A 25,534-nucleotide genomic window follows, 5' to 3' on the forward strand; every position below is an offset into this window, starting at 1 on the left:
CTTAAATTAGCCTAGCGTCATTCACCAGCACCCGACACTGCGTCACCGCCGCGTGGGTGTCCTACGTCCCTCGACGTAAGTGTACTCAGGCTTTCCCTGACCCAGATTACTCTAACGCTTCCTTCGGATACCTGTCTCTCATTGGGTAGCCAGCACCCTCCATACAGATTCCTTTGCAGGTTATCTGCGTAGCACGCATTGAATATCCTTAGGTTGCTTTCAAATGGTTTTACGCCATCGGCGTTCATGTCTATCCAGACGGTGACATATGTAGTGCTCCGTCCTACCAGTGAATTACCGGTTCTGTGAGGCCAATCCTGTTCCTCACATTGGATAGATAGAGCTTTACAAGGATTCTTTCGCTCTAGGGCCCGGAGTATTCCCCACCCATCTCAGCTTCATAAATGACCTATTAACCATAGATATTCGCACCTTGAAGTGACGCTCTTGCCTACAATCCTTTCGGCTCACGTCCCAACTTTCACCCTCCAAGCTTGACCCGACGAAACAGGTTTCTGCTCCTGTTTTGTGGGGAGGGATTAGGTCGCGATTCTACATAATCGCGGTAGATTCCTATCGTGAGATAGGCTCTCTACATTGCTACGCAGACATCATCTGCCGCCCGAACTGCTCCAATTTAGGTATATTCCACTGTAACGACTCCACTATCACTTTATTACATGAAGGGATATTGACGCTCGACTTCAGACTCTGCTGGGTACTGATCAGAATGCCATTTTGGGAAGTTTCATACTCCTCTATTAACTGCGTCCTTCTTTCAAAAGATACATCGCCTTTAATAAGGAATACAGGACGGTTCGGAAATCGTTCTTGGATCAACCTATAGTACTCGGCAGCCGTCTCCAAGAATACCGTGCCAATGGCCACCTTTTCATCGAACTTTTCAACCAAGGACATGATGTAATAAAATTTACTCGGCAGTAAGAGCGAATCGTACTCATCCATCAAATGAGGGCACGAGGTTGATTTAATCAGAAGTTGAATCTGACGAATGATCTTCAGCATGCTCTCCTTTTTTGAGTTACCTGTCTTTACGAAGTAATGCATCATCTTTTGAAACTCATTAATAATTTTCCCATAGATACTTACCTCAGCAGCATTTTGCTCGATGCGGTGTGGAATGTGACTGTAAATTTTCTCACCCACAATCTCATCGAATTTTCTTGTGATGATCGTTTTCTTGATAAGTCTCGAAAGACTTTCACTGTTTAAAATGTCCTGATTGTGCTTCTTGACTCCAAAAACAGTAACCTTAGCAGGGCTAAAGCATTGTTTGAAGAGTGATAATCCACCATAGGCTGGATATGGCCGGTTGTAATCGGTGTTTGCAAGCTCCTCGATTACTCCTTCCTTATTGACCTCATACTTGAAATTACAATCGCACATCATGTTGATGGAGTTGTTATACAGTAGCTCCAAAAGCGGATAGATCTCATTAATATTGTTTCTAGTTACCGTGCCTGTCGTAAGCAGCTTGTGCCGTACTCTCCGGAAGCAGGAAAGCACCGCCTTTGTTCGCAGGGACTTTGGGTTCGTAAGTTCATCCGCTTCATCCATTACAAGAGCCACCTTTTGACTCCGAATACGAACAAATTTTTGAATCTGCCGCTTATACTTTTGCAGCCGGTTCAGCGAGATCAGCACGATCTGTCCTGACCTTATGGATTCAATATCCTTAAGCGAACGGATCACAACAAATCTCTCACCAAAATTTGCGAGCTTCACTTCCCAAGTCAAATGGATCGCAAGTGCCGCACTAACGACAAACACGTTCCGAACTGCCTTTTGCTCAAGAAGCCTCTTGTACCAAGCAATGGCTCCAATCGTTTTACCGCTCCCCATGGACCAATTAAGGATGCTATAACGCTTTTGCATAACAAGACCGAGGTCATGTTTTTGCATAGGGTTCAGCTTAATAACTTCATCACGTGAGGAATCATATAAGCTAAACGCATCTAAGAAACGATCGACTTCCTGGCTGCGTCTCATTCCTACAAGAGCTTGACTCTGCACCTCGTAAGCCTCTTTTTTTCGTTTCCAGAGTTTAGAAAACATTTTGTCTTCGAACGGATAAATATCGTCATGGACCATGGAATTGAACGAGGCTGCTCTCTCCTCCCTCATTTTGTTAAGTTTAGCCTGCATCTTCGGGCTATACGCTTTGAGCTTCAAACCGTAATTTCTCTTAACCAGCCGAATCTCGTCACGGTGAACAACGTTTTGATTTTTTAGTACTCTTCTCAAATAGGCAAGCACCTTACCCTTTGTTATCCGCTTCTTTTCCCATTCTTGCACAGTCATTTCCTTTGGCTTTTCTTCAGAGTGATAGCGATTCACGTAATCAACGCACTTCGCATAGTACTGTACCAATGCCGGATGCCGCTTGATGTCAAAAAGCATCTTCTTCACTTTAAACGTGAAATCAAGATCTTCACTATTTGCGTTCTTACCCTCAAAAAGGATCTTATGCCGAACTTTCTCCTTACTCTTCTTCAGAGGTAGTATATATTGATTATGGACATAATCTGCGCCTTTGGCGTCGAATGACGGAGCTGGGGTCTTTGCTAAAGAATACTGAATTGCTTCCAAGTGTTCACTTCGTTTCTGGAAGATCATGATCTTCGTTTCAAATTCATTTACTCCGTACATCTTGAACGCATCGCGTGGCAACTCAATCTGACATACAAATGAATATCTCTTATTCATCTCCTCGATCATGCTGGCGTCCGAAAAATCGTCACTTAAAAAGCTACTGGGGACTATTAATGCAAGGAATCCTGCCGGGTTGAGTAAATCATGTGCGCGGATACAATAAAATAGTTGGCTGAGATATCGTTCTGTTCTATACTCCCACCGAAGATTGAACGGAGGATTACCGAAGATAATATCAAACTTGATTCCCGGCTCATAAATCCGAATGTCTGAGCATTGAATCTGAGCTTCAGGGTACAGTTGTTTAGCCACCTTGAATGCCTTCATGTCCAGCTCATTGCCGTATACATTAGCCTCCATTGGCACAAAGTTAAAGAACGTCCCCATTCCGCAGGTCAAATCAGCGATTAGATCATGCATGCTCGGTTTGATGACCCCGACAAGGAACTCGCATAAAGACGGCGGGGAAAAGAATTGGCCCTGCTCTATCTCCTTTTTAGCCTCAGCATATGCATGGTAGCTGCCGTAATCGGAACGAGATAGACCATGCAAACCCCCGTCCCCAGTATAGGCCTGGTAAATATCCGACGAGGAAATACCGAAGTCTTGCTTCGTCTCAATAATGTGTATGATCTTTTCATTTATTTCTTTTCGTTTTTCGTATGGGATAATTATTCCGGAATGTTGGTATTTCATTAGTGTCCTCCAATGTCAATGAATTAAAAAAAGACACAGATGAAAGAAGCGGTTCACTTCTTGCACTGTGTCTCCATAAGTGGATAATGAGCTTTAGATATACTTCAAGTAGTCTTTTGCGAAGGCCATCGCATCATCGTGGGTTATGAACTTTAATTCCACTTTTCCGTTTTTAAAGCACCTGAGTGATTCGAATTTATTCATAGATGTAAAACTAAATACCTCGAACCAATCATTTCTTGCATAGCTGTTACTTAATTGAACGAGTGTGCTCCGCATAACTTTGGCTCCAGAATCAAAATGTTCAATAGCATGCAGTAATTTAGATAAATTTTCAGATCGATTATTTCTGAATTGACCATTAAACCATCCTTCAAAATACAGATAGTCTGCAATTGACACTTTAACTGATTGAACTTTTACTTTAGAGATGTTGTAGATCGTACCTCTAAGTGCCTCTTTGATCTCCTCGCTTGCCTTTTCTGAGAAGTTCTTGCCATCCATCTGAAGAATAATATCATCTACAATTTCCTTGTAAGTCACGCTATGGTCGTACTTGCGAAATTCACTCGTGTTAATCGTGATAGAATAATTTTTTCTAAAATATCCGGCAATCTTGCTGATGAACAAATCGAGTTTCTCATCCAATTTTAGATCCAGGTCCTTAATTAGGTTCCCTGTGCTTAAAAAATTGTTTGACATCTCGTTGTTTTGGTAGAACCTTTTTGCCTTTAGGATTAGAGATACGGCTGAATCGAAGTTTTTCTGCGTTTCATCACAAAATGCCTTATCCTCATCCGTAATAAGTGAATTGTTCTCGATCGTTACTTCATCAAACTTTGAGATTATATCCCCCAGTCCGAATTCTGAAGTGATACTTGGTTCATTTGCAGCCAACGGATCCAATATCTGGCTTAATGCCTGCGTAGGTTGTTCAAAAATAGAGAGCTGTACTCCTCCCATTTACTTCTCCTCCTTGATAGTGGTATTTGGGTTGTTTAGGCAAAAAATAACGCCCAACCAAAAGCACCAATCTCCAAAAGTATGCATGGTTGCACAATTCGAAATTGATTTGCTTGGTTAAGCGTCATTTAAAATAGAGTGGGCTCCGTATCATCTAAAGCTAATGACTCAATCCAACAGAAGGAGCGGATCATAAAAAATGAAGTCCACTCCAGTAAATTAATACCTTTCTTCTGTCTCCAAAATCATGTGCTGTATGAGTCGACCTACTTCATCAATACTTTGATTAAAATGATTAAAGAACAAAGTTGTTTCGATCCATTTCCGAAACCTTTCGTCGTTTTCCATATCGTGAGCAATTGATAAAAGACCATTTGCAACTAATTCCATTGCAGTCTTTTGCTTCTCAGTTGGACCATCCATAAATACTTGATTTTCAATTCTCAAAAATTTTGGGTGATGGCCGGCCTTTACATGCATCTGTGGTGTCCCATCAGATTTTGCAACCTTGATATCGGTGATAAATCCTTCGTCGTCCCTTAAAGTAATTCCAACATTCATTGCTTGATGCAAAATGCCTTCTGCTACATTCTTAGCGACCTCAGTAGTATCTTTAATGGGCTTGTTTAGACTCAACGTGACTAACAAGTTCAATTTTTGATTCATGCCTATTTTTCCTCTTCTCATAATGTCTTCTGTAAACGATCCATTTTCCCTGTTAAATCTGGCTTCCCTAGGTGTTGTTCCCAAGAGCAGCGTGCTATTTCGCTAAGTTCTGACCATTTCTTACGAGGTGTCCCATCGTGATAGGTCGACCGTCTCCTCGTATCAGCCTCATAGGCGATTTCACCTTGTGTTTTGTTCAATTTTAATCTCTTCCTTTCCTCATAATTGGGTTGTAGGCATATATAAAAAACACCTGACCAAGAATCAAAGAGGAATGGACACACGTGTAGTGTGAATTCAACCTTGATCACCTTGTCAGGTGTTTCTTACTTAGAATGCTCTTCTGCGCCTGCTGAAGAGAGGAGTGAATTATATAATGGTATAGCTATAATTATAGCATGGAATTAAACTTTGTTAAACCGAACAAAGAATTTAAAAAAGGAACTAACATCCTACAAACATAGGCCTGCAGGAGATCTGTAATCTGCAGGCCTTTTTCTTTCATAATTATCAAATTTCGGAGTAACTTCCTTCTGTAATATGGGGCGTGCGTTTCAAATTAAAAACGACAATCTATCCATTATCACCTCAGTAAATTAGGTCATCAGGTGAAATAACATAAATATAGGCATATCTTTGTATTGTTGTTGTTGCTCTATCGACATTAGATTATATGCAAACTGTGCTTCATCCACATAATCTAATAGTATATTCACACAAAAGAGAAGTTCATGGTTATCTGAACGAACTGCTTGACGTCTGAGTCGATACAAAATTTGTTTGTCATCAAAGTTCAAATTTTGTTGTCGCTTTTTTACCTGTAACATATTCACAAGTACTACAGAGTCATTACCAGAATACTCCTCTATAGAACCCAATGCAGCTATATATTTATCATAAATATGGATCGCTATGCTTAAAAGTTCCCCATTTTTGCAAATGTCGTACGCTCTAATACAGGATAAACAAAAATGATTTGTTGTGTTAAACACATCATTATTTGTGAAAGGATCTATCATATCAAATGATTGCTTGACGATTTTGGAATCGAAGTTTATTGACATTAAGAATTTTTCATTAAGTAAAGCATACACACTATGCTCATTTCTATCCTTTTGCTGATCATATTGTATTAATACTTCTTGGTCTAGCATTGTCTGAGAAAATGCGTTCTTAAGAATCATACCGGAATCAGGCTCATAAAATAACGAGATAGTTTGGTTTCCTATACGAAGATTGATAAATCTGACCAGATGCGGATCAACTATAGATATTCTGGTAAGCTTGTTACTGTGCACTGTTTCAATCAAAGAGCGGAGTTGAGACTCAATATCTTCATCTTCCTGCTCTTCAAAAATTGTATCTTCTGGGATACCCAACAGTTCAAAAACATCCTTAGTATGATTAAGAAATACTTGATACTCTTCATAATCGAAGTCCACTTTAAAATCGTCGTTAAATTGGAATACATTATCATTGAATTCTATTTTTTTGCTGATAAGTAAATCTTTTAGAAACGGCACTACTCGTAGTTGTGATGAAAGAGAAGTAAAACCAATAAACTCTAACCGAAAAATATTCGCATTTTCTGAAATTATGATCTTTACATCCTTTTCTAATTGAATAGTTAACCTGTCATCTTCAAAAGTAATTTCTGAGTATAGATCATAAGAATTATTATTAACGTCGATTTTAATTATATCTTTTTTAGTTAGAGCAGTAATTCTATTAATACTAAGCGGATGGCGTAAATCAGTACTGTCAGTTCCATACATAGTGAAGTCATGATCAAAAATATTGCTCGTTTTTGGATCACTTAAATCAAAAGTTAGACTAGTTAAAGTGAAATTTTTAAAATCTAAGTTGTTAGCTTTTCTCTCTAATAGAACTCTTGGTTGAAATTTTTTTTCAACTAGGAATTTACGACACACTTTGTATAATGTTGTCTCATCCAAAGGACGTAATCTTATAGACTTTGTTTTAGTTTGAGGTCGCCCTTCTATTAGTTGTTTTAGCTCTAGGCTTAATAGTGACTTATAAAATATTTTTGTCTCACCACTTGCTTTTATTTCAACCACTAGCAACAATACTCCATCATGATTTAAATAGTTTTTATAATGTGCCAAATTCATTGAAAATGAACGAATGCCTCCATGAAATTGGACTACTTGAGTTCCCTTCACCTGTACAGGAACAATACCTATTAAGGACTCCTTTCTTTCAGAACTATCTGAAAAAACTTGGATATCACCATCAAAGGAAACACCCTTGTCTCCAACTGGAATGTTTGGAATTAAATATGAATGTGGTTGAACTGCCGCATTAACTACTGCATTTACTGCCTTCAGCTCGATTTGACTATTGGAGAACTTTACACTTTTCATATGATTATGACCCTCTCATTAGAAATACTTTTTCAATCCTGCCTTATAGTTACCAAATAACTCTTTTAGTTTTATTTCCCTAAATTTATTGTTATCAATATTATATCTGAAAGTAGAGAGTATCCGCTTAATAATACTCTCCTTTTTTACTATTACTAGTCGTTATTTTCTCGACAAAAAAAGGGCTAAGCAGTCTCCTACTTACCCTTTTGCTTGCTGGAGCTTATTCGCCATTAATTCAATGCAAAGATTCTGATTAGTAATGCAGTTCCTTTCAGTTCTGTTGATCAATTCTGAACCACCCCGCATAGTTAGTGCTAACATCCACAAGCTAGATAGCAAATCGATTTGCCACTCCAAAGTCTTAGTCGTCATTTTCTGTTTCTCCTTAATCTAAATACTATGAAAGGGATCTCCTAGCCAAATTCATGCTTAACCATAACTATCATGTTTACTAACACGAACAAGTGAAACATGCTAATTTGGAATATGATCATACCAGTCGAGATTCGCCCCTTTTGGTAGTCCATCTTATACAAAAAGAAGAATAGGACCATCAAAACCACATACACCATTAAAAACACGATTAACGAATTCATTGTGTAATCACTCCTTCAAGATATATTTATTTATATAAAATACGTTGCACGATTTTTACCAGCATTTGAAAAAGTAAACAAACACAAAAAAGCACTTCTTCAAGAAACCAGAAAAAGTACACACGTGTGGTGTGTCATTTAACCTTGGTCACTTAAAAAAGTGCATTGAAAGTGTTAAAATGCTCTCTTCTGCGCTGGCTAGAGAGAAAAAAATGTGAGAAACGTATGGTATATAAGCATCATATCACATTTTAAATTTCCTCGTATAGACTATAAAAAGTAGATGGAGCCGCATGAATCATCACTCCCGTAAATTAAAGCTTAGACAACCGCAGTGCAATAATGGTTAATACCCCACATATCCGTCTGAAAACATCCTAAAATGAGTTTTTTATATCTCACAGGGCCAGCTACTAAATGAACAAATTAAGCCAGCAGTGGTTGTAACCCACGCTGGCCTTTCTAGTTTGTCCATGAGGAGCAAAGCGCTTTTGTTTGTTTAATCATTCGTAAAGATACATCTTAGCTAGTAATGCTTCGAGCTCAATTTTCAAACACATTTCAATTCCGTTTTTCCAGTATTCAAAATCACTGTATTTCTTATTGAACAGGGTCATGCTTTTTCTAAATCCACTATCCGATGAAGTATACAAAAAGCACATCTCAAAGGGTTCTTTTAGTAAATCATAACTGAATGATTTCGCGATCGACCGCACAATTTGGTGCCTATGCAGATTAAATTGCTTTGTTAGAGCGCTCCGCGCTTCATTAATGACAGCTTGGCCAGAACCATGAATTGGATTGAGGTTGGAGAAGTCAATATCAAAGTCTGTCTTCCAACCCGAGAAAAACTCATTCATCCACCTCTCGATCATACTGCAGATATGGAGACTAAAATTTTCGTAAACATTTGCGTTAGTTGTATGGCCTATACCGTTACGATGCTTCCATACATAAGTACTAACCGATCTGCCATGGAAGGCATACTTTGTCTCTATATAATTGAGGTAAGAGTTTTTATGCCTCTCATTTAGCTGGACCATCTTTTGAGCGAACTGATCTGTTATTTTATTCATGTACCCATTCATATTGATCTGCATAGCCGGTTGATCCGCTTGTTCACTTTGAACACAATATTTGACGCCGTCTTTAGGTGCGGGTGAATACATATTATGAACAGTTAAGGATAAGTCAATTAATAAGCGATACAATTTATCGGTTGTGATTTTTTTACTCAGATGATCATTAATTATCCCTAATCGGTCAAGCTCCATACATATAAAGTCAACGTGCCTACCAGCGATACTTGGAGTTATCCCTACTTTTGCAAATATTTCATTGTCTATGGCAACCTCGTCAATAAGTACCTGGTAAGCAGCTTCAGCTTCTTGTGCTATGAAATCTGGAGTTAGCTGTCCAGAACCGGTAATAGACCGAGACTTTTCTCGAAGTGCGGAATCAATCACAGTATCCGCTTTAGTACGAACGAACGATAATGGTCGTTTATCAAGTCTCTTCTTAGAACTGATCAGTAACTCTTGAGAAATCATGAATTCCGTTGTAGATCTGCTACTCCCGCAAAGAAACATTAAAGCATTAAAGTTCATATTCAGTACGCGTTCCAATGCATCTTGAATATCTGATTTGTCTTCCGAAACTTGGGTAAGACCTGGTGTATCCAAAATATTGAGACGTAGAATTTTATTCTCATACTGGTGTTCTCTATAGGTTTCCTCATAAAGCTTACTGAATTCTGTGCTAGGCTTTACCATAAAAGCGAACTGCTCTACTGCGATTGAATATGGACTTTGTTTGTTATAAGCCTTCTTCACTAAGTCATGCACTTCATTTTGAGTGACCTCTCCAACAAAGATATAGGTCCCAGATTCGACCTCTTTACAAATTGATTTGATTTGACTCATAACATAATCGTGAAGTTGATCAAACCAATCGTAATAATTTTCCATTAGCGTAGGATGTTGCTCAAGCTGGCTACTGATTTCAAGCTGGTAGAGAAGTTCTTTTCTTGGTCTTGGTGTGATAGTTTTCGATTCTTTCTCTCTTTGGCGAACACGATCTAGGAAATCCGGAGAAATTTGCTTATACAGTTTGAAGAGAACTTCTTGAAGTTGTTGCACTGTAGGACAAGGATTTCCACCAGATAAAACTTCTCCTGCTTGCTGAACTATATGTTCATAAAAATGATAGGCTCTGTTTGTTGGGTCTAGCACTTGTTTAATTATTGTTTCATCGAATACCAGATCATCCAAGTCATCTCTGTTAGCGTATAGATACGCACCAAAGGCCTGTTCGATTTGATGTTTAAATGTTATCTTATCCGTAGATTTTGTTTTAATTTGAAGGATGACTTTACCGTCTCCAATCTCAGAGTTCAACATTAAGAGGGTATCAAATAAACTTGTCTGCTTGCTTCCGATGTTTTGAGAGAGGAGCTTCTTATATTCATCTACCAAAATCTCAGCTAACGTTGTCGACTTCGTGCTACCCGATGGCCCAGCGATAGCTATAACAGGTGCACTTGCTTGCTTAAAAAGCAATTCTTTAATACGTTCTAGAGTAAGTTCAAAAGAATTTGCTAACACCATAAAACCTCCTTAGGATGTTTTCACGGCGCACCTTCGATGATATTTAATGAAAACGGAAAGGGCACAGTCTGAAAAACACAGACTATGCCCATAAAAAAGACCGGCCATCAAAGTCTGTTCGAAGTAGACTTACAGAACATAATACTGCGGCCCGCGCAGCGTTCTGAATCTGATGCGATATGAAATTATTTCCAATATACTGATTACCACCTGTACATGTCAACAAACATTTCCAAAATAAAATTTTTTGAAGCTAACATTCGCCACCAGATCAAGACTTTTACAATTACATTTATACTTCATTAGCACTGCCCTGTAGAGAAAAACACTCCCATTTCTCAAAAAGAAATACTAAGCAGCTGATATTTTAGAAATATTTATTTCTAATTCCTCTAGAACACTCCGCATACCTTCTTTGTTAATCTTCATTACAAGTTCATCAAAGTTGATGTCCTGAAGTGCTGACGAATCCGTATAGAGCATTGCCAGCTGCTTGCTCATATGAGCTGCCTCAGCAAATTGTTCCAGCTTTTCTTTCAATTTTCCTTTCAGACTATCTGTGTTTAATAAAACTTCTTCCACAGTACCGAAGTCTTTTAGAAGTTTAGTTGCTGTCTTTTCTCCAACCCCCGGAACCCCAGGAATATTATCGCTGTCCTCACCACAAAGTGCTTTAAAGTCAGCAAATTGTTCTGGGGTGAGTCCATCGTACTTGGCAAGAAAGGCATCTCTGGTCATTTCTACGTTTTGACTCAAAACTTGAGTCACGTTACCATCTAACAGCTGGAACAAATCCTTGTCATTGCTAAGTACAATAACGTCACCACGTTCCTCCGCAATGAATCTCTTAGCAAAATGACCAATAACATCATCTGCTTCCATTCGATCAACTTTAACTTGAGGTAGATTCATCGCATCAAACAATTCATATGACAATTTGATTTGATCAATCAAGGATTGAGGTTTCTCCTTTCCATCTCTGTTGGCTTTGTATTCTGGATAAATCTCACGCCTCAGCAGAAGCTCTCTCTTTTCATCAACAGCAATGGCCACATGAGTTGGCGCATAGATGCGTACAATGCTGATAAAACGGTCTACTAAAGCTTTAATCGCATTTGTGTACACACCAGTAGAGGATTTCATTAGATCCTTTTCCTCTTTCCCGTAAGCGGTGGCAAAGTAACAAGCACTAATTAAGTTGCTTGCATCAACCAACAGCAATCTGTTATTCGATCTCATGATATCCTTTGAAATTACCGATTTTTCATTCATGACCTGGGCTTTCTTAACGGACTGGCTATATGTTTTCACCTGAAAAGGTGATTTGTCGAGTTCAACAGAGAGCTTCATATCCTTTAATTTCAATGTCTTCACATCCAGGATTGCTCCCTGTCTTATTTGCTCAGACCTTAGCTTATTAGCCAGATCATTTAAGGCAGCTCTTAGCGTTGAAGAAGAAAGTCCTGCCAATGATAACTCGAATAACTCACCTATTTGGGTGACGCTGAATTGCTGATCTCCATCAATATCATCACTTAACTGAACCTTGAACCGAAAATTATCCAATTCCACATTAGTGACCTTCCCTGCTGACGAAGGAATCTGTTTTACCAAGCTAGCCAAACTAGTAAATGTGCTAGAGACTGTACCAACGGGAGAAAACAATACGCCAATATTTACAATCATATAACTCCTCCTTAATTTAAAGTTCGAAATAAAAAAAGGGACTTTTTGCGTTGTGATTCGCAATAAGTCCCTTACTCAAATTCAAATACGAAGCATTTAAAGATCCTCTTGAACACTTACTCGGCGCCAACAAGCTGTTTCAAGCTCGGTTGCTCATTTTGAGGGGTGTTCCACAGTTTTTCAACCATATAAGACACAAACTCGATGCCATAAGTAATAATCAATTTCCGAAGCTCAAACTCGTAGCAACTCTTCATCTGCTATAACTCCTTTAGTTTCAGATAACGCAAAAAATCGCGTAAAAATTAAAAGAACCAGGATTAATGACACTACTAAGAATAGAGTGTCTTTGGTCGTTTTAATTAAAACGCGATTCACAGTCAGAAAAAACAAAATTTTAGAAAGCTCGGTTAAGTCGCATGACGCCGAGTGGAAATAAACTGTAGTAAGTTAAGGTATGACTTGATATTATCACAAGATCTTGGAAAAAGTCTATCCCCTAAAAGAGTGCTGGACCCTCCGTGAGGTTGTATAATAGGATCACATATAACAATGAGGTGAGAACAATGAGTGAAGCAATGAAACCAGTATGGCTCTTGCTTAAAATTACTTTAATACTGGCAGTTGCTGCCTACCCCATTACCTTTATTATTCAATTATTTTCTGGATCGATAAACCCGTTTAGCACATACAACCAGATGCTAGCATCCGTATTCATGGAATATTGGGATTGGATCCTTGTCATCATTATCTCCTTTCTATTTATGAGATCAGATATATTATTCAAGTCGGTGGAACACATTCGAAAGCGGCATTACGAATTGGAGTTTTTACGGTGGAAGAACACGCCTTATATTGCACCACTGCACTTGCTATACTTACTTTCCCCTCCTGGGGCAACGACAGATGACAAGAAGAGCAACGCCTTCGATGATATGTACAAGACTGTCATAGCAGACTTTAGAGAACGTATATATATCAATGCGAAATTTTCTTCTGTTGATCCGGAGGCAAAACCTTCTCTAAGGAAAATCCTTGGTCAGCCGCTTTTCTCTCAGCTGGTCGTAAATACCATCATGATAATCTTTGGTGTAGTAGGAATGCTAAACTTGAATCCATCTGTCAATGAATTATTTAGTGGTTGGGGAAAAGCATTTATACCACTCGAAGTCCTGTTTCTCTCCAGGACATTCAAAATTCTTAATGCAATTAGGCTCGCTCACCCATCAAAGACCTATCAACTGATCGTGCATCAATTCGGAATGGAAGAGCCCAGAGTGACCTGGCGAGAGCTTTTCCCCGATTCCCCATATGGAGAATCAATCTTATTTGCTTGGAGGGCTGATTGCGAGAAGAGGCAACGACTTGCTTATGAATTATCCGGGAAAACTGTTCCTGTTAAAATGGAGTTTAAGAGCACCGGACTCGCTCCTCCCCCCTTCCCAAGTAAAGAAATTCCGGAATGGACAGATCAAATGGTTCAATCCCTTGAAGCACAGCAAGCTGAATGGAGATCTCAAATCGATCAAAAAAACAAAGTGCTGGAACAAACCTCTAATGGGAAAATTATTGCTTTCAGAAATCGTGGATAAATACGTTAGACGAAAAATGAAGCCTCGTCCTCTCGGACGGGGCTTCTTATAAACTCAAATGGTATACAGTGTAATTAATCTTGCGATGACAGCTAGACTTAAGATAATACCCAGAATTTTACGCAACACTCGTTTCACCTTTAGAAATAAGTATAATCCTACGATAACCGCTGCGATTTCAATATAATACGTCTTAATAAATTCTATCATTTTCCATCCCCCTTAAAAAATACTCATTTGCACCCCAGTATGCATCGCGGGAGGGCTGACAAGTTCAATTTGCACACCTTCGTAGGCCTCCTCCAATTTTGAAAGTTGATGAATATTGAAGACAAGCGCTTCATCCTCTGTCCAGTCATGCCAATCATGATCTTGGTCCGCCTTCTCATGTCCGTTTTCCGTTATAAGAGAAAGATATCTTCTCCCCATAATTGGACCGGTCGAATCACTAGAATGAATTGGATACCGATACAATGCACGTGAGCTGCAGCCAAGGATGTGAAATGGCTGATCCGGATACAAGGAGAAAATCTTATCTAAGATACGGACTCTTTCCTCTTCGCTTAGAAACACCATTCCTCCGATAGCCAACAGTTCATGGTCCTCCGCTACGAGTTTGCCTAGCGCATCAAAACCACTTTGAGGGTGCCATATCTCAATCGGGTTTACGCCTTTAGAACGAAGATAATTGGCATTGATTTTGCTCTTACAAGGGTCGCCCACAACATCAAGATTGAAGCAACCAAACAAAATGTCTCGATGCTTATTCACAAATGTTGCATACTCTTTTATGGATATAGGAATCGTCTTACGAGCTTGTTCTTCCACAACATAGAGTTGTTGTTTCCATTGTTGGGTCCCTTCAATCATTGTTGATAAAATACGTTGTTCCATTCTAAGTGTTCTTCTTGCCTTGTAGTACGAAAATTCACCTGAATCCAATAGCACCTTACATTTATATCTCCGGGCATTCTTCTTCCAATTTTCATGAGTATCATGACGTAGATGCCAATAACTCATCAGAACCAGCTCCCTGGTGCCTGTGAATATTCTTTGATCATATACATCATGGCTGGGTCACGATCGAGGCCGGCGAAGAAGAAACGGATCCCCTTCATTACAATTCGATGTGCCCGTGTCGCAAGAACTTGCAGACGTGCAATTTGCTTGATATCTACAAGTGCTAACCGAATGAAACCCATAATGAATGAATTAAAATGATTAAATTTCTCCAACTGCTGGCGTGTTACACTTCGTTTATATAATAGGTAAGCAATCGCCCTCCGGATCAGCTCCCTTGGGACCTTATTGGCATTCGTGCTTTTTTTCGTTCGAAAATAAATAAATTTGTTGTCCACTTTATCGATGTAATTTTCATTATTAGTGCAAGTGAACAGTTTACCCTGCTTCTTCAACTTTTTTACTGCAGTTCTTTCGTATTCAATAGCTCTAATATTAAACTTATTCATGCTTGTCACTCCTTGTTTAGGAAAATATAAGAACAAAAACTCGATAGGAGGTTACTCCCCAGCGGGATGGTCGTCCGAAGACAGACTTGATACCTCTTATCGAGTTGTTTAATAGCTTGTAGTGTGTAAATTCTTTTGTACGAGTCGAAGTACCTTATCAAACTAATCTGCTCAGGTGTTTAATCAACTCTCGTCAAATTGAGAGATGACCAATCCTTAAATCTTCGTTCGAATGATTTATTATAATTTTTTGCGGGTACAAGTGCAGGGATTAAATCCATTAACGTCTGCAATTCGCAAGGGTCATCTTCAATACACAGGGTCGCCTTTAATCGTAATGCTGCCCTGCGCTTATCATCAGTGTATATGACTGGTAGTCTAGGGAAGTTATGTTCTTTAAACCAAAACTCTGTAATTGTTTTTGTCCACGCTTCACGCTCAGTCACGTAAAAAAGATGATTGCCTTGTTCTATAAACTCCTTCAATTTCTCCGCAGCTCCTAGTGCTGGTTCTGCATCCAGATATACATCGGGATTGTTCATGAAGAATTCTTGAGGTAGTGATAGCGGATCAACGTCTATTCTGTTTACTTTGGTATATATCTTTTCATTTGTTTGGCAGATCGTATTATCAATATCAACTAAAGCAATATGCATTATATTTTCGCCCCTTTTTTATGAATAGAGTGAAATAAAAAAAGGTTTATCCAAGTATGTCCTGGATAAACCTTAAATCTCTGATAACAGATTATTCAAAAAGAGAATCGTAGAAGCCTATGTTTTAGAGTATTAATATCCTTCTCTTAGCACAATTATATTTAGATTAGCTCTTAGATCTTAGTCTATGCGACTTGTACAGGGCGTCTAGATTTGTTCCGCAAGTCAATCTCTACAGGGGACTCATTAGCCATGAGTAAATCATCTAGTCCCTTAGCTACATTAGGATCCCAGCACCAAATAACAACCTCAATGCCCTCTTCCTCTATAGCCAATTTCGCGAATTCCACAAGATTATCAAAGACAATCTTGTTTTTTCCACCTTCTTTATCTTTTGCAACAAGAGCATCCATATCAAGCGCAATCGCTAACTTCTTCGCACCCCACCTCTTTAGAGCAGGGATAACGTCTTTGTATTGACCGGCACCTGGCAACCCAATCAAGATTGATTTGTACTTTGTAATCCGATTAGCAGAAAAGTACGACTTGTGCTCCCCTTCGGTCGCTACCACAAGATCTGGTTGGCCCATGTAAGAAGTAATTTCTTCACCTGGATCCCAAATTTTCAAAATTGTATTTGGAGGAACGATGTTTAGGGGAGCACCAGAAGAAGCTCCTCCTTTACGCATTTTCATCGGATCACTCTCAAATTCGATATTCGGTCCCGAAGAGAACCATAAATATTTCCTTTTTCCGTTACCAGTCGATATTCTCAAACGCATAATTTGGCCAAGTTCATTACGAACTGGAATAAAATATTTACCCATTGCAGCAATGGTCCAGTACCAGTCTCGAGGGTTCTCAAAATTTCCGTTTCTACGCAATTTCTGTGTAAAACCCGGTATTCTCTCCAAATTATAACCCTCGGATAGGAGCATCTTAATAATGCTGTTTATTTCTGGGTATTCTCTTGGGATAGAACGCAATCCAATGGAGACAATCTCCTCGTCAGTATACTGTCTCTTGGAACGCCACTCATTCACATGCTCCTCGTAAAGTGGACAGAGAGATAAAAAACGACGATAGACACGATCACAAACGTCGTCAGGTTGGGGTTCTACATCCTCGATAGCAGGACGTGGTGTTATGCTTCTGACTGAGACATCCCTTCTTGCTTCATGAGCAGACGAAGAGCCATCATTGTAAATGACAGGGATCCCCATAATATCTGCAATCCCGATCACACAATCCAAGAAATTCCTTTTACTATCCCACTCACCATATTGGCTCCAGGAGTAATATGTAATTGCATCTCCTCCTTTGCAGCCACATCCACCTCCACCAAAACACTGAAAGTTTCCTTTGTACTTATTAATATAAGTGTCCGGAGTTTTCTCGTAGCCATGATTAGGATTTGGACAATAAGTAACCCATGATCTGGATCCACCACTTTTGACAATATGCCCCATCTGAATCGCTAATTCATAGACACCGACACTTTTCACTTCATCAATGGTTGCCTGGCTAATTGATTTTGTCATCTCTGTTCCTCCTTATTGAATGATGTTTGGGTTGTAGGGCACAAAAAAATGCACTTGCCCTTTCCAATGACCAATCTCTAATCCTAATAAAAAGGGATTATTGTCTAAAAGAGACATGGTTGGTCACTCGAAAGAGGAGTGCAATGTTGTTAGAATGGCCCTTGTGCGCATGCTAGGACTGGAAATAAATAAAAAAGGTATGAGGTAATTGTAGCATATTCCATTTCATTATTAAAGACATGAAGTACTGATATACCGTCATGCTGTAGTAACTATTAAATGAAAGATCTAATAAATAAAAGAATGAACTACTTATAACGCTTCTAACCCTTATTCTACAAATCACAATCTACTTATCAACAGAAAAATACAGAGAATCATCTTTTAGATATACAAAATTACAGAAAGAAGAAAAAATTCATGACATAAAAACAGAATAATATTTCAGATCCGAAGCCTATTTGGTGAGAAAAGTCCTGCTGCTACTGGATCACTTTGTTATTCATATAATAATGGATCAATCAACAACTATAATTCTGTATTTATCTGAAATTGTATTTTTTAATTAACTTACTCTTATTATCAACAATATTGGTTCTGTATTTAGCTGAATAGATACCTGTGTTGTTTTCAATAATTCTGTATTTAACTGATTTTATGCAAAAAAAATAGGATCATGGGATCCGTTTGAGATTGTATATTTAATTGCATGCATCACAACATTACTTCGAGTACCGATGATACTAAATTAAGACTTGTGAAGATACAACACAAACAGCCCTCAAGTTTTAAATTTCAAAACGAAGGCTAGGCAAGTTGGATATTCTTTAAGATGAATTCCTCAACCTTAAAGTCATGAGGCACATCAGGAATCAAAGTCCATGAAGGAAGTTTTTCTATTTGATTCTGCATCCATTTTCGAACTTCATAAGGATCAGTTCCATTCTCCACTTTTATTAATGCCTGGATTTCAATGTCCTGATACTTATTAGGACATTTCTCCAATGAGAATGCATAACTGCGGAGTGTAACAGTGTCGATATAATGATCTAAATCTGAGAAATTAGCGTAATCGGTGTGATCATAAGCTGCTGGACGAGTATAGTTTTGTTCGAGCTTTGCTATGCTTTTTCTGCACATTCTTTCGAATGAGCGTAGACTGTGATGACTCACAGCGGATGCAAATTCAAAAAGTCGACCCTTTTCGAGTTTCCTTGGACTAATAAATTTATATACTCCGGTAGCTTTAGCGATCTCGAGGTAAGCTACCATACCCTTATGGCGCAATTCATCTTGGATGAAATCTAAAATATTCGTTGGAAAAATTCTGTTCTTTTCGTATAATTCTCGGATTTTTTCGACTACATAGCGAATATACTTAAAGCTCTTACCTCTCAGCATACGAACAAGTTGGAAAAATTCGCTTCCGTTATTAATTAACTCGAATTCTCCTATCAGATTCTCGGATAAGAGTTTTTGAAGATGACGAATAATCCTCCGGTGTGTCCTTTTACCATGAAGGACATCCCGATATTGGGTTCCTGGGACGTATTCGCTTATGTAGGAGTCATTAATTAAGCAGGTTAATTTTGCTGAGGTTGTACCCTTCTTACCCTCAATGTTCCATGACTTAATAAGAGGCTCGTCAGAAATACGTGTGTTAGAAAGAAGCTCTAAGAGTTTCCGGAGCTCATAAACATGGCGCTTGTGCAGCTGCTTCAAGATGCCCTTCTCTTTGTTTAACCAATAGAAGACATCTTTCCCCTTCTGATTGCCCTGCTTCCGAAGTAGATCGAATACAAACTTTTGCCCAGAGATCGGCAAATCCGTGAACTGTTTCGAAAACACAAAAGGATTTACTACAACAATACGTCCAATTTTATTGGTTTCAGGATTAATAAAGTGATTAAGCGAAAACTCACTAATTACCCCAGTTACCTTTTCTTGAATGAGGCCCAATTTAACGAATTTTTCAAATGCGATGTAGAACTGATCATCACAGCATGGATCTTCGTAAAGTTCATGGAGTTTTTTGTAAATCTGATGTCTTGATACATTTTGGAGCTTGCCTTCGGAATTGAAGCACACATGAAGTGTAACCATAAGCATTAAATCAGCTTCAGTCACATGCCAAACAAGTCGACTAACACCATTGCTTCGTGTTCTGAACTTCTCACTGGCATGGATCTTTTCCGAGATGGAGAACAGAGCATCTATAAATCCATCAGTTAGTGCGATATCCTTCTTCCCTGATTCTTTGGGCTGTGTGAACTCAAAAACTACATCCGTCATAATTGGACCTCCTCTCATAAGAATATGTAAAAAAATGCTCAGATTGTAGACGTAAAGCGGGATATTTTGGTATCATTCCTTTAGAAGACAAAACTAAAGGAGACCCTTAACATCCGATTGGAAGTTAAAGGCTGCAGAGATCAATTTAGGCTGGCACGCCATTGGTCTAGTACATTTATTTATGAGACATGTGGTGGTACACATCTCTCACATCAAACTTCCGGTGGCACGGAAGTTTTTTGTTTTATATCAAATGTCAGCTTTTAACCTATTTCGACATTAACATTTACCCCAATATCGGTCAATCGGAGTAGAATGTATGGTAATTTAATGAAGTAGACCGATTGTACACTTAAAAATACATTCTACTCCGCGTAAAATACATTCTACTCCCATGAACATACATCCTACTCCGTGTAAAATACATTTTACTCCCTCCTATACCATACATTCTACTCCCTAAAAATTCTGATAATATTTTTCCACATTAATCGACTTTTTCTTTATCAATAAAAATTGAACGGAGTAAAATGTATGGTTTATGGCGAAAAGCGGAGTAGAATGTATGGATTTTGACGGAGTAAAATGTATGGATACTGAGAATTACGGAGTAGAATGTATGGTTAAATAGGGAGTAGAATGTATGGTTAGTAAATAATTTAAACTGCAAGGTTGTTGCATTAGAGCTTAGACCTTGCAGTCGAATATTTTACAGTTGACCTCAAATCTTATTTTGAAGCTGAAACGGCTATATCGAGCATTGTAAGTTGCAGGGGCTTATCCAGGACCGACATTTTCTCGGGTTCCGTTCCTAACGTAGCTTTATGGCCTTGAAGCCAGTCTGACGCTACAAACTCGATGTGAGTATATTTTCTACCTGTTTTACACAAATTGAACGCGGTAATAACATCGGCATCCAAGAGATGGCGAAACGAAGTTTCAATAGTCTGTATTGTCCGTGCACGATTAAATTTCGTATCCTCTTCATCCTTTAAGATGATGTGATCAATCAACACATCTAGGTCAAATGTGGAAGTCCCATCTTCAATAGCATCAAGGATTTTCAAATAGATCATCCTTGCATAGGAAGTAGGCAATTCATTAAAGATTACCATGTTTATGAAAACATAGTTACCTGCAAGGAGTGACTCATGAAGAACATCGTGGAAGGATACAATCGCAGCCCGTTCTTTTCCACCTTCTTCTTCCTTGGTTCGTGCAATCCAAGCCAAACTCTTGATCGGACGATGCTGAATTGTAGCAGAGTAGAACTTTGAAGAATTCGGATCAAAGTATTCTTTATATTCAACCCAGGTAGCCGCAATATTTTTCAGGCTCTTGTGAATCAGGCGATACTCTCCTCCGGATGGTTTAGTAACCATAGCTTCAGCTAAATCTTTGAACTCGAACTGGATCTGTTTGTTTTTCCCCTGGTTCAGCCAAAGTTTAAATAAACCTACTAATACCCTCGTGTCATATGAGTTCAGAAGCGCCCCGTTGTCATTCTTATATATCATAGGTCGGAACCCACGTCTTTCTAACTCGAGAATGTCGCCTCCAGTTAATTTGTTCATTGTTACAGCATGGGGTGTGCCTGATAAAAAGACACCGCCTTGAATAAGATTCTTTTCAAGAATGTGCGAATTGTATTGCTTTCGATACTCACGTTTTAATTGGATCGTAAGCTCGATAGTTTTTATAATGAGATCGTAGCGGATTTGTTCAAGATGTTCCGCATCACTTATTTTTTGACCAGCGCCTTGGATCGTTATAAATCTCTTTAGAAGCTCATTCTCTTTATTTTTGAACTTCTCGAGTACCGGTTTTAGCTCGTGAAGGTTACTATTCATTAGTCCCTTAGCTACCTTTTGGAGATCGGATTCAATCATTCGATCAATCTTTTCACTTTCAATGCGGCAGCTCAGCATGTCCAGTTTCTTTTTGGCCAAGGCGTCTATCTCATTGGAGATGAGGTCATTGAATTTTGACATTTCTCTATCCACCTTCATTCCTCATTTCTCCTTCATATTGTAAACGCACTGAAGACATAAATCTATTATCGAAAAAAAAAAGAAGCACCATTACATGGAAATCTCGTTAAACGATTCCATGCAGGTGCTTCCTGCGTTCATTATTTAATTAACATTAATATTAGAATAAATCTAATAAATCGTCAACTATCTTCTACGACGTTTGATGATTTGCATGACATTTTGTGAAAGATCCCTTGCAAGATTCTTCGAAACGAAGATGGCACCGCCAGGATACATTTTTTTCACAGTTTCAAAAGCATATCCTGATCCAATGAAAAGACAGATTACATCTATACCATTTTGTTGCGCTTGTTGTACAATGGATTTCATTGTATTCTCGTCTTCCCCCTCCTGAAACCAAGGCTGTCCGTCAGAAAGAACAATTAGTAGACGAATGGATTCCCGATACCTTCTTAATTCATTTACTGCCCATTGAAGTGCAATAGTATCACGGTTTCCAACTTGCGGTTCTAAACCACCAATGAATCCTTTCTCCACGTCCGTGAGCTTCCCAAACGGCTTTAGAGGAAATACAATAGATGCATGATTAATAACCGCTCTTTCAGGAATCGATTGGTCGTCTGGGACAGGATACTGGACCTCTCCATTCTCATGTTGAACATAGTCACTGTCTGTAAAGGCGTAAGCAGCTGTTGGAATTTTGGCAGACTGCGTTGCTTCAGACAATAACACGATCGCTCGCTTCATTGCTTCAATCCTGCTAGTCCCAGGAAGGAACTCCCCTTGGGTAGAGCCAGAACAATCGTCAAGAACTAAAATTCGTGCATCTTGAGCAGGAGTGCCATTCACCTTCTTTATGAATACATTTGGGTCATCCATGATTGATGCAGACCATACCTTGGATACATTCAAGCGCCCAGATCGTTGATTAGCATAACGCTGATCAGGTGTTGGATCCAGCAGTTTTTTGAGGGCGGCAGCCACCGGTTGGATTTGGCGCTGCACTTCGGCTTTAATCCTATTGTACTCAGGTACGTTATGTTCATAAAACGGGGTTAACACCACATGATCTGAATGAGGTAATTTGCCTTTTCTCTTTTCGTCAATAGTGACGTTGATTTGCTGAGCTTTATAAGGTCCGGTTTCCTCGTCAGCAGCGTTTTCATCAGCTGCTAGTTCTGCATTCAATGATTTCAGTGTCGATTTGAAATCTGGTTCTTGATCAAGATCGGATTCTTCTTGGAGAGCTCCGTCTTCATCTGCATCACCTACTTCTAATTCAGACTCATTCTGGTCAACGCATTTCTGCATTTTCAGCTGCATTTTAACCACAACGCGATCAGAGTTTTGCTGAACCTCATCCGGATCGCCCCAACTCGAATTGTCGTGCCCAGATTCATCCACTTGAGGATTCTCTTCTTCTTGCTCATCTTGGACCATCCAATCCCACAAAGTTGGCCACACAGACTTTACAATACGTGTCGTATTATCCATACCTTCCTGTGTAGATTTACTAAATTTTACGTCTTCGACCATATCCATAACGCTATCAGTCAAAGCAATGGCCTCGGGATGCCAATCAGGTATATCTATCAGGCCGAAACCTCTGCTTGCCAAACATTCGCGGAAATCATGAAGGCGGTCTTCACCCGCATGCTCTCCTCGGATACCGAAGCGCCATTTGTAGTTACAAAAGTCAAAGTATTGCTTTGCCTCAGGCAAATCGGTGATTACGAAGTTTTCCATACGTACATCGACCATCATCCCAGAGAAGTATTTCAACCATCCCATGGGGTACTTATCATTAGATTCCCACTCTTTCCTATCAGTGGATACGTTTTGCTCTCTCCAATTATAAGTAACGCCAGCTACGTCATACTCAATATGACCTCGCTCGTGAATAGCGTGGCCTTTTCGCAGCATTCGAAGTTCATCCATGGTAAAGGATTGATGAGATGGGGTCTGAAGATTGTACTTAATATATATATCAGAATAATTGGTATAGGAGGTCTCCAAATCTGTCCAATACATGTTGAATTTTTTTCGTCCGAATTTGATGAACAGGTAGCGTTGTAATCGCTCCCGCTCTCTGTCTTTAATGATCGCTTCCCTCGACGGGAGTAAGTTAACTGGTAATGCCATAGTGGATTCCCCCAATATCTGAGTTTTTAAATAGAAATGGAGGGGAACTGAATCATCCCCCTCTGGTCATTAATCAGATTGCTCCGTTCTCGTAATCTTCCTCTTCCTTCGTTTTTGGAAGGTCAGGAAAAACACTTTGACGAAGCCCGTCGCGAATCTTGATCTTTTCGATTTTATCCTCAGTGCGATTCAGGATGAAATCCTCAATCGCTTCAATCTTCATCTCTAAGTTCGTACCATACTTCTTGAAGTGTTGCGCCGCGCCGATGTAGCCACGAATGGTCTTAGAACGTTCTCCCGTCCCTTCCGTTGTAATCAGCTCATCTATTTGTTTCTTCACGTTTTCCAAGAAGGTTAATGTATAATTATCCGTCAAACCTGTTTTCTTGATCAACAATTCCCTAAACTCCAGCGAATATGGCATCTCTAAGACCGCAAAACGGTCCATCAAAGCGCCATTCGTCAAGCTTACACCTGCGTATTGCTCACCCACGTTCATCGAACCAATAAAAAGATGATGCGGATGACGTTGAATCGAGCCCTTTAAGGTTGGAAGTTGTCGATTTTCATCAAGGACGGGATGGAATACTGCAGTAATCTGTCCTGGAATCATATTCAATTCCGAGTAGTTGGAGATGCCTCCGTATTGTACCGAAGTAGCAAATGGAGATAGGTCGAAAAAGACTTCCCCCTTAGCAAAGGAACGGTCTCCAACGATGCTCTCCTTACTTTCATTTGCATTTCCTGATTGTAAATAAACCGGCAAGCCGAGCACCCATGCGATGGTTGCAATCAACGTATCCTTCCCGGAACCTTTTTCACCGATTAGAATTAGATCTTTGCCATTCAGAATGTGCCGGAAAGCACGAGCAATAAATGTTCCCATGTAAGGCATTTCTGGCTTTACCGGCTCTGTAGCCATCGTCGTCATCTGTACCTTATCGAATACGGACTCGCGCAGTTCATTAATATCCATAATCATAGACGCAGGAAAATTCTCGTCCTTCAAGTAAGATAGAACTTCATTGAAGCCATCTCTCCAATTACGCTTGGTCGAGATCGGAGATGCTGTTGATGTCGAAATCATTGGATTCGACGAAGAAATTGGAGTAGCAGAACTCGCCGCTGCAGAAGACCCTACCGGGACAGGTGGAACCACGTTGAAGTTTAAAGAGACGTCATCATAGGTTGTGGCGTCCTTAACCAAATGCTCGTAGTCACTCGGATCTTTCGCGTGATAGGTTTTCTGCATTAGACATCCAAGTTTTTCTGCTATAGCTTGAGCAAATGCAAAATGGTTGCATCTAGCCCCTGACGCACTATCTTCGCAGTAATGATAGAAAGCGCCCCCGTGCTCATCACTCACCACATAACCAGGCACATTAAGACTAGTAAAGTGGATTCGAATTACAGAAACTTGAACTCCTGCTCGGTCATATTCTGCTTTTTCGATCTGTTCTACTTTTTGCGGCAACTTCATCATAGCTGTCTGCAGGGTCATAGGATTGAGTGGTTTGGTAATGGAAGCTCTAATACGCTTAGTTGTAGTTGTCATGATCTGTTCCCTCCGAAATA

The 25,534-nt window shown here is 39.4% G+C and carries 17 protein-coding genes; 1 reads left to right on the plus strand and 16 read right to left on the minus strand.

Going from position 1 to position 25,534, the window contains the following annotated elements:
* Window positions 1-600: 600 nt before the first annotated feature.
* The 7 genes from ACFQ3J_RS24565 to ACFQ3J_RS24595 all read right to left on the minus strand — a co-directional run bounded on the left by ACFQ3J_RS24565 (window position 601) and on the right by ACFQ3J_RS24595 (window position 12,530).
* Window positions 601-3,369, minus strand: coding sequence for an SNF2-related protein (locus ACFQ3J_RS24565; protein ID WP_090727587.1), 2,769 nt, complete (start codon window positions 3,367-3,369; stop codon window positions 601-603).
* Between the two features lie 93 nt (window positions 3,370-3,462).
* Window positions 3,463-4,332 carry a hypothetical protein gene (locus ACFQ3J_RS24570; protein WP_090727585.1) on the minus strand — a complete coding sequence of 290 codons (870 nt, stop codon included), beginning with the start codon at window positions 4,330-4,332 and terminating at the stop codon, window positions 3,463-3,465.
* Window positions 4,333-4,551: 219 nt separating this feature from the next.
* Window positions 4,552-4,998, minus strand: coding sequence for a hypothetical protein (locus ACFQ3J_RS24575; protein ID WP_090727583.1), 447 nt, complete (start codon window positions 4,996-4,998; stop codon window positions 4,552-4,554).
* Window positions 4,999-5,594: 596 nt separating this feature from the next.
* The gene (locus tag ACFQ3J_RS24580; protein ID WP_090727581.1) at window positions 5,595-7,382 is read right to left on the minus strand and encodes a DUF4365 domain-containing protein; all 1,788 of its coding nucleotides are present in this window, start codon (window positions 7,380-7,382) and stop codon (window positions 5,595-5,597) included.
* A gap of 1,102 nt (window positions 7,383-8,484) precedes the next feature.
* Window positions 8,485-10,587 (minus strand): GTPase domain-containing protein, encoded by a 2,103-nt coding sequence (locus ACFQ3J_RS24585; protein WP_090727578.1) that lies wholly within the window; start codon window positions 10,585-10,587, stop codon window positions 8,485-8,487.
* Window positions 10,588-10,938: 351 nt separating this feature from the next.
* Entirely contained in the window at window positions 10,939-12,273 is a 1,335-nt protein-coding gene (locus ACFQ3J_RS24590) for a 5'-3' exonuclease (RefSeq protein ID WP_090727577.1), read from the minus strand.
* A gap of 116 nt (window positions 12,274-12,389) precedes the next feature.
* Entirely contained in the window at window positions 12,390-12,530 is a 141-nt protein-coding gene (locus ACFQ3J_RS24595; protein ID WP_170862569.1) for a hypothetical protein, read from the minus strand.
* Window positions 12,531-12,839: 309 nt separating this feature from the next.
* On the opposite strand from ACFQ3J_RS24595, the gene ACFQ3J_RS24600 reads away from it, so the two are divergent.
* Window positions 12,840-13,865, plus strand: coding sequence for a hypothetical protein (locus tag ACFQ3J_RS24600; protein WP_090727575.1), 1,026 nt, complete (start codon window positions 12,840-12,842; stop codon window positions 13,863-13,865).
* Between the two features lie 54 nt (window positions 13,866-13,919).
* On the opposite strand, the gene ACFQ3J_RS24605 is transcribed toward ACFQ3J_RS24600, so the two are convergent.
* From ACFQ3J_RS24605 to ACFQ3J_RS24645, 9 genes are all read right to left on the minus strand, one after another.
* A complete protein-coding gene (locus ACFQ3J_RS24605; protein WP_170862568.1) occupies window positions 13,920-14,075 on the minus strand; it encodes a hypothetical protein in 156 nt (51 codons plus the stop codon).
* A 12-nt stretch (window positions 14,076-14,087) separates the two neighbouring features.
* The gene (locus ACFQ3J_RS24610) at window positions 14,088-14,759 is read right to left on the minus strand and encodes a hypothetical protein (protein ID WP_139237032.1); all 672 of its coding nucleotides are present in this window, start codon (window positions 14,757-14,759) and stop codon (window positions 14,088-14,090) included.
* Window positions 14,760-14,884: 125 nt separating this feature from the next.
* A complete protein-coding gene (locus ACFQ3J_RS24615; protein ID WP_090727573.1) occupies window positions 14,885-15,334 on the minus strand; it encodes a hypothetical protein in 450 nt (149 codons plus the stop codon).
* Window positions 15,335-15,513: 179 nt separating this feature from the next.
* The gene (locus ACFQ3J_RS24620; RefSeq protein ID WP_090727571.1) at window positions 15,514-15,990 is read right to left on the minus strand and encodes an LNS2 domain-containing protein; all 477 of its coding nucleotides are present in this window, start codon (window positions 15,988-15,990) and stop codon (window positions 15,514-15,516) included.
* A gap of 185 nt (window positions 15,991-16,175) precedes the next feature.
* A complete protein-coding gene (locus tag ACFQ3J_RS24625) occupies window positions 16,176-17,531 on the minus strand; it encodes a hypothetical protein (protein WP_090727570.1) in 1,356 nt (451 codons plus the stop codon).
* An 807-nt stretch (window positions 17,532-18,338) separates the two neighbouring features.
* Entirely contained in the window at window positions 18,339-19,823 is a 1,485-nt protein-coding gene (locus ACFQ3J_RS24630; protein WP_090727569.1) for a hypothetical protein, read from the minus strand.
* 728 nt (window positions 19,824-20,551) lie between these two features.
* Window positions 20,552-21,814, minus strand: coding sequence for a hypothetical protein (locus tag ACFQ3J_RS24635; RefSeq protein WP_251584334.1), 1,263 nt, complete (start codon window positions 21,812-21,814; stop codon window positions 20,552-20,554).
* A gap of 186 nt (window positions 21,815-22,000) precedes the next feature.
* Window positions 22,001-23,959: a hypothetical protein gene (locus ACFQ3J_RS24640; protein ID WP_090727566.1), complete on the minus strand. Its 1,959-nt coding sequence runs from the start codon at window positions 23,957-23,959 to the stop codon at window positions 22,001-22,003.
* A 73-nt stretch (window positions 23,960-24,032) separates the two neighbouring features.
* Window positions 24,033-25,514 carry an AAA family ATPase gene (locus ACFQ3J_RS24645; protein ID WP_090727565.1) on the minus strand — a complete coding sequence of 494 codons (1,482 nt, stop codon included), beginning with the start codon at window positions 25,512-25,514 and terminating at the stop codon, window positions 24,033-24,035.
* Window positions 25,515-25,534: the final 20 nt, after the last annotated feature.

The sequence above is a fragment of the Paenibacillus provencensis genome (assembly GCF_042678545.1).
GTDB lineage: Bacteria > Bacillota > Bacilli > Paenibacillales > Paenibacillaceae > Paenibacillus > Paenibacillus provencensis.

Excerpts from the sequence above, each read along its gene's own strand:
- ACFQ3J_RS24640 (WP_090727566.1), bottom strand. The coding sequence starts at position 23,959 with ATGGCATTACCAGTTAACTTACTCCCGTCGAGGGAAGCGATCATTAAA.
- ACFQ3J_RS24615 (WP_090727573.1), bottom strand. The coding sequence starts at position 15,334 with ATGAATAAGTTTAATATTAGAGCTATTGAATACGAAAGAACTGCAGTA.
- ACFQ3J_RS24645 (WP_090727565.1), bottom strand. The coding sequence starts at position 25,514 with ATGACAACTACAACTAAGCGTATTAGAGCTTCCATTACCAAACCACTC.
- ACFQ3J_RS24585 (WP_090727578.1), bottom strand. The coding sequence starts at position 10,587 with ATGGTGTTAGCAAATTCTTTTGAACTTACTCTAGAACGTATTAAAGAA.
- ACFQ3J_RS24625 (WP_090727570.1), bottom strand. The coding sequence starts at position 17,531 with ATGACAAAATCAATTAGCCAGGCAACCATTGATGAAGTGAAAAGTGTC.
- ACFQ3J_RS24590 (WP_090727577.1), bottom strand. The coding sequence starts at position 12,273 with ATGATTGTAAATATTGGCGTATTGTTTTCTCCCGTTGGTACAGTCTCT.
- ACFQ3J_RS24610 (WP_139237032.1), bottom strand. The coding sequence starts at position 14,759 with ATGGAACAACGTATTTTATCAACAATGATTGAAGGGACCCAACAATGG.
- ACFQ3J_RS24580 (WP_090727581.1), bottom strand. The coding sequence starts at position 7,382 with ATGAAAAGTGTAAAGTTCTCCAATAGTCAAATCGAGCTGAAGGCAGTA.
- ACFQ3J_RS24565 (WP_090727587.1), bottom strand. The coding sequence starts at position 3,369 with ATGAAATACCAACATTCCGGAATAATTATCCCATACGAAAAACGAAAA.
- ACFQ3J_RS24595 (WP_170862569.1), bottom strand. The coding sequence starts at position 12,530 with ATGAAGAGTTGCTACGAGTTTGAGCTTCGGAAATTGATTATTACTTAT.
- ACFQ3J_RS24620 (WP_090727571.1), bottom strand. The coding sequence starts at position 15,990 with ATGCATATTGCTTTAGTTGATATTGATAATACGATCTGCCAAACAAAT.
- ACFQ3J_RS24630 (WP_090727569.1), bottom strand. The coding sequence starts at position 19,823 with ATGACGGATGTAGTTTTTGAGTTCACACAGCCCAAAGAATCAGGGAAG.
- ACFQ3J_RS24575 (WP_090727583.1), bottom strand. The coding sequence starts at position 4,998 with ATGAATCAAAAATTGAACTTGTTAGTCACGTTGAGTCTAAACAAGCCC.
- ACFQ3J_RS24635 (WP_251584334.1), bottom strand. The coding sequence starts at position 21,814 with ATGTCAAAATTCAATGACCTCATCTCCAATGAGATAGACGCCTTGGCC.
- ACFQ3J_RS24570 (WP_090727585.1), bottom strand. The coding sequence starts at position 4,332 with ATGGGAGGAGTACAGCTCTCTATTTTTGAACAACCTACGCAGGCATTA.
- ACFQ3J_RS24600 (WP_090727575.1), top strand. The coding sequence starts at position 12,840 with ATGAGTGAAGCAATGAAACCAGTATGGCTCTTGCTTAAAATTACTTTA.
- ACFQ3J_RS24605 (WP_170862568.1), bottom strand. The coding sequence starts at position 14,075 with ATGATAGAATTTATTAAGACGTATTATATTGAAATCGCAGCGGTTATC.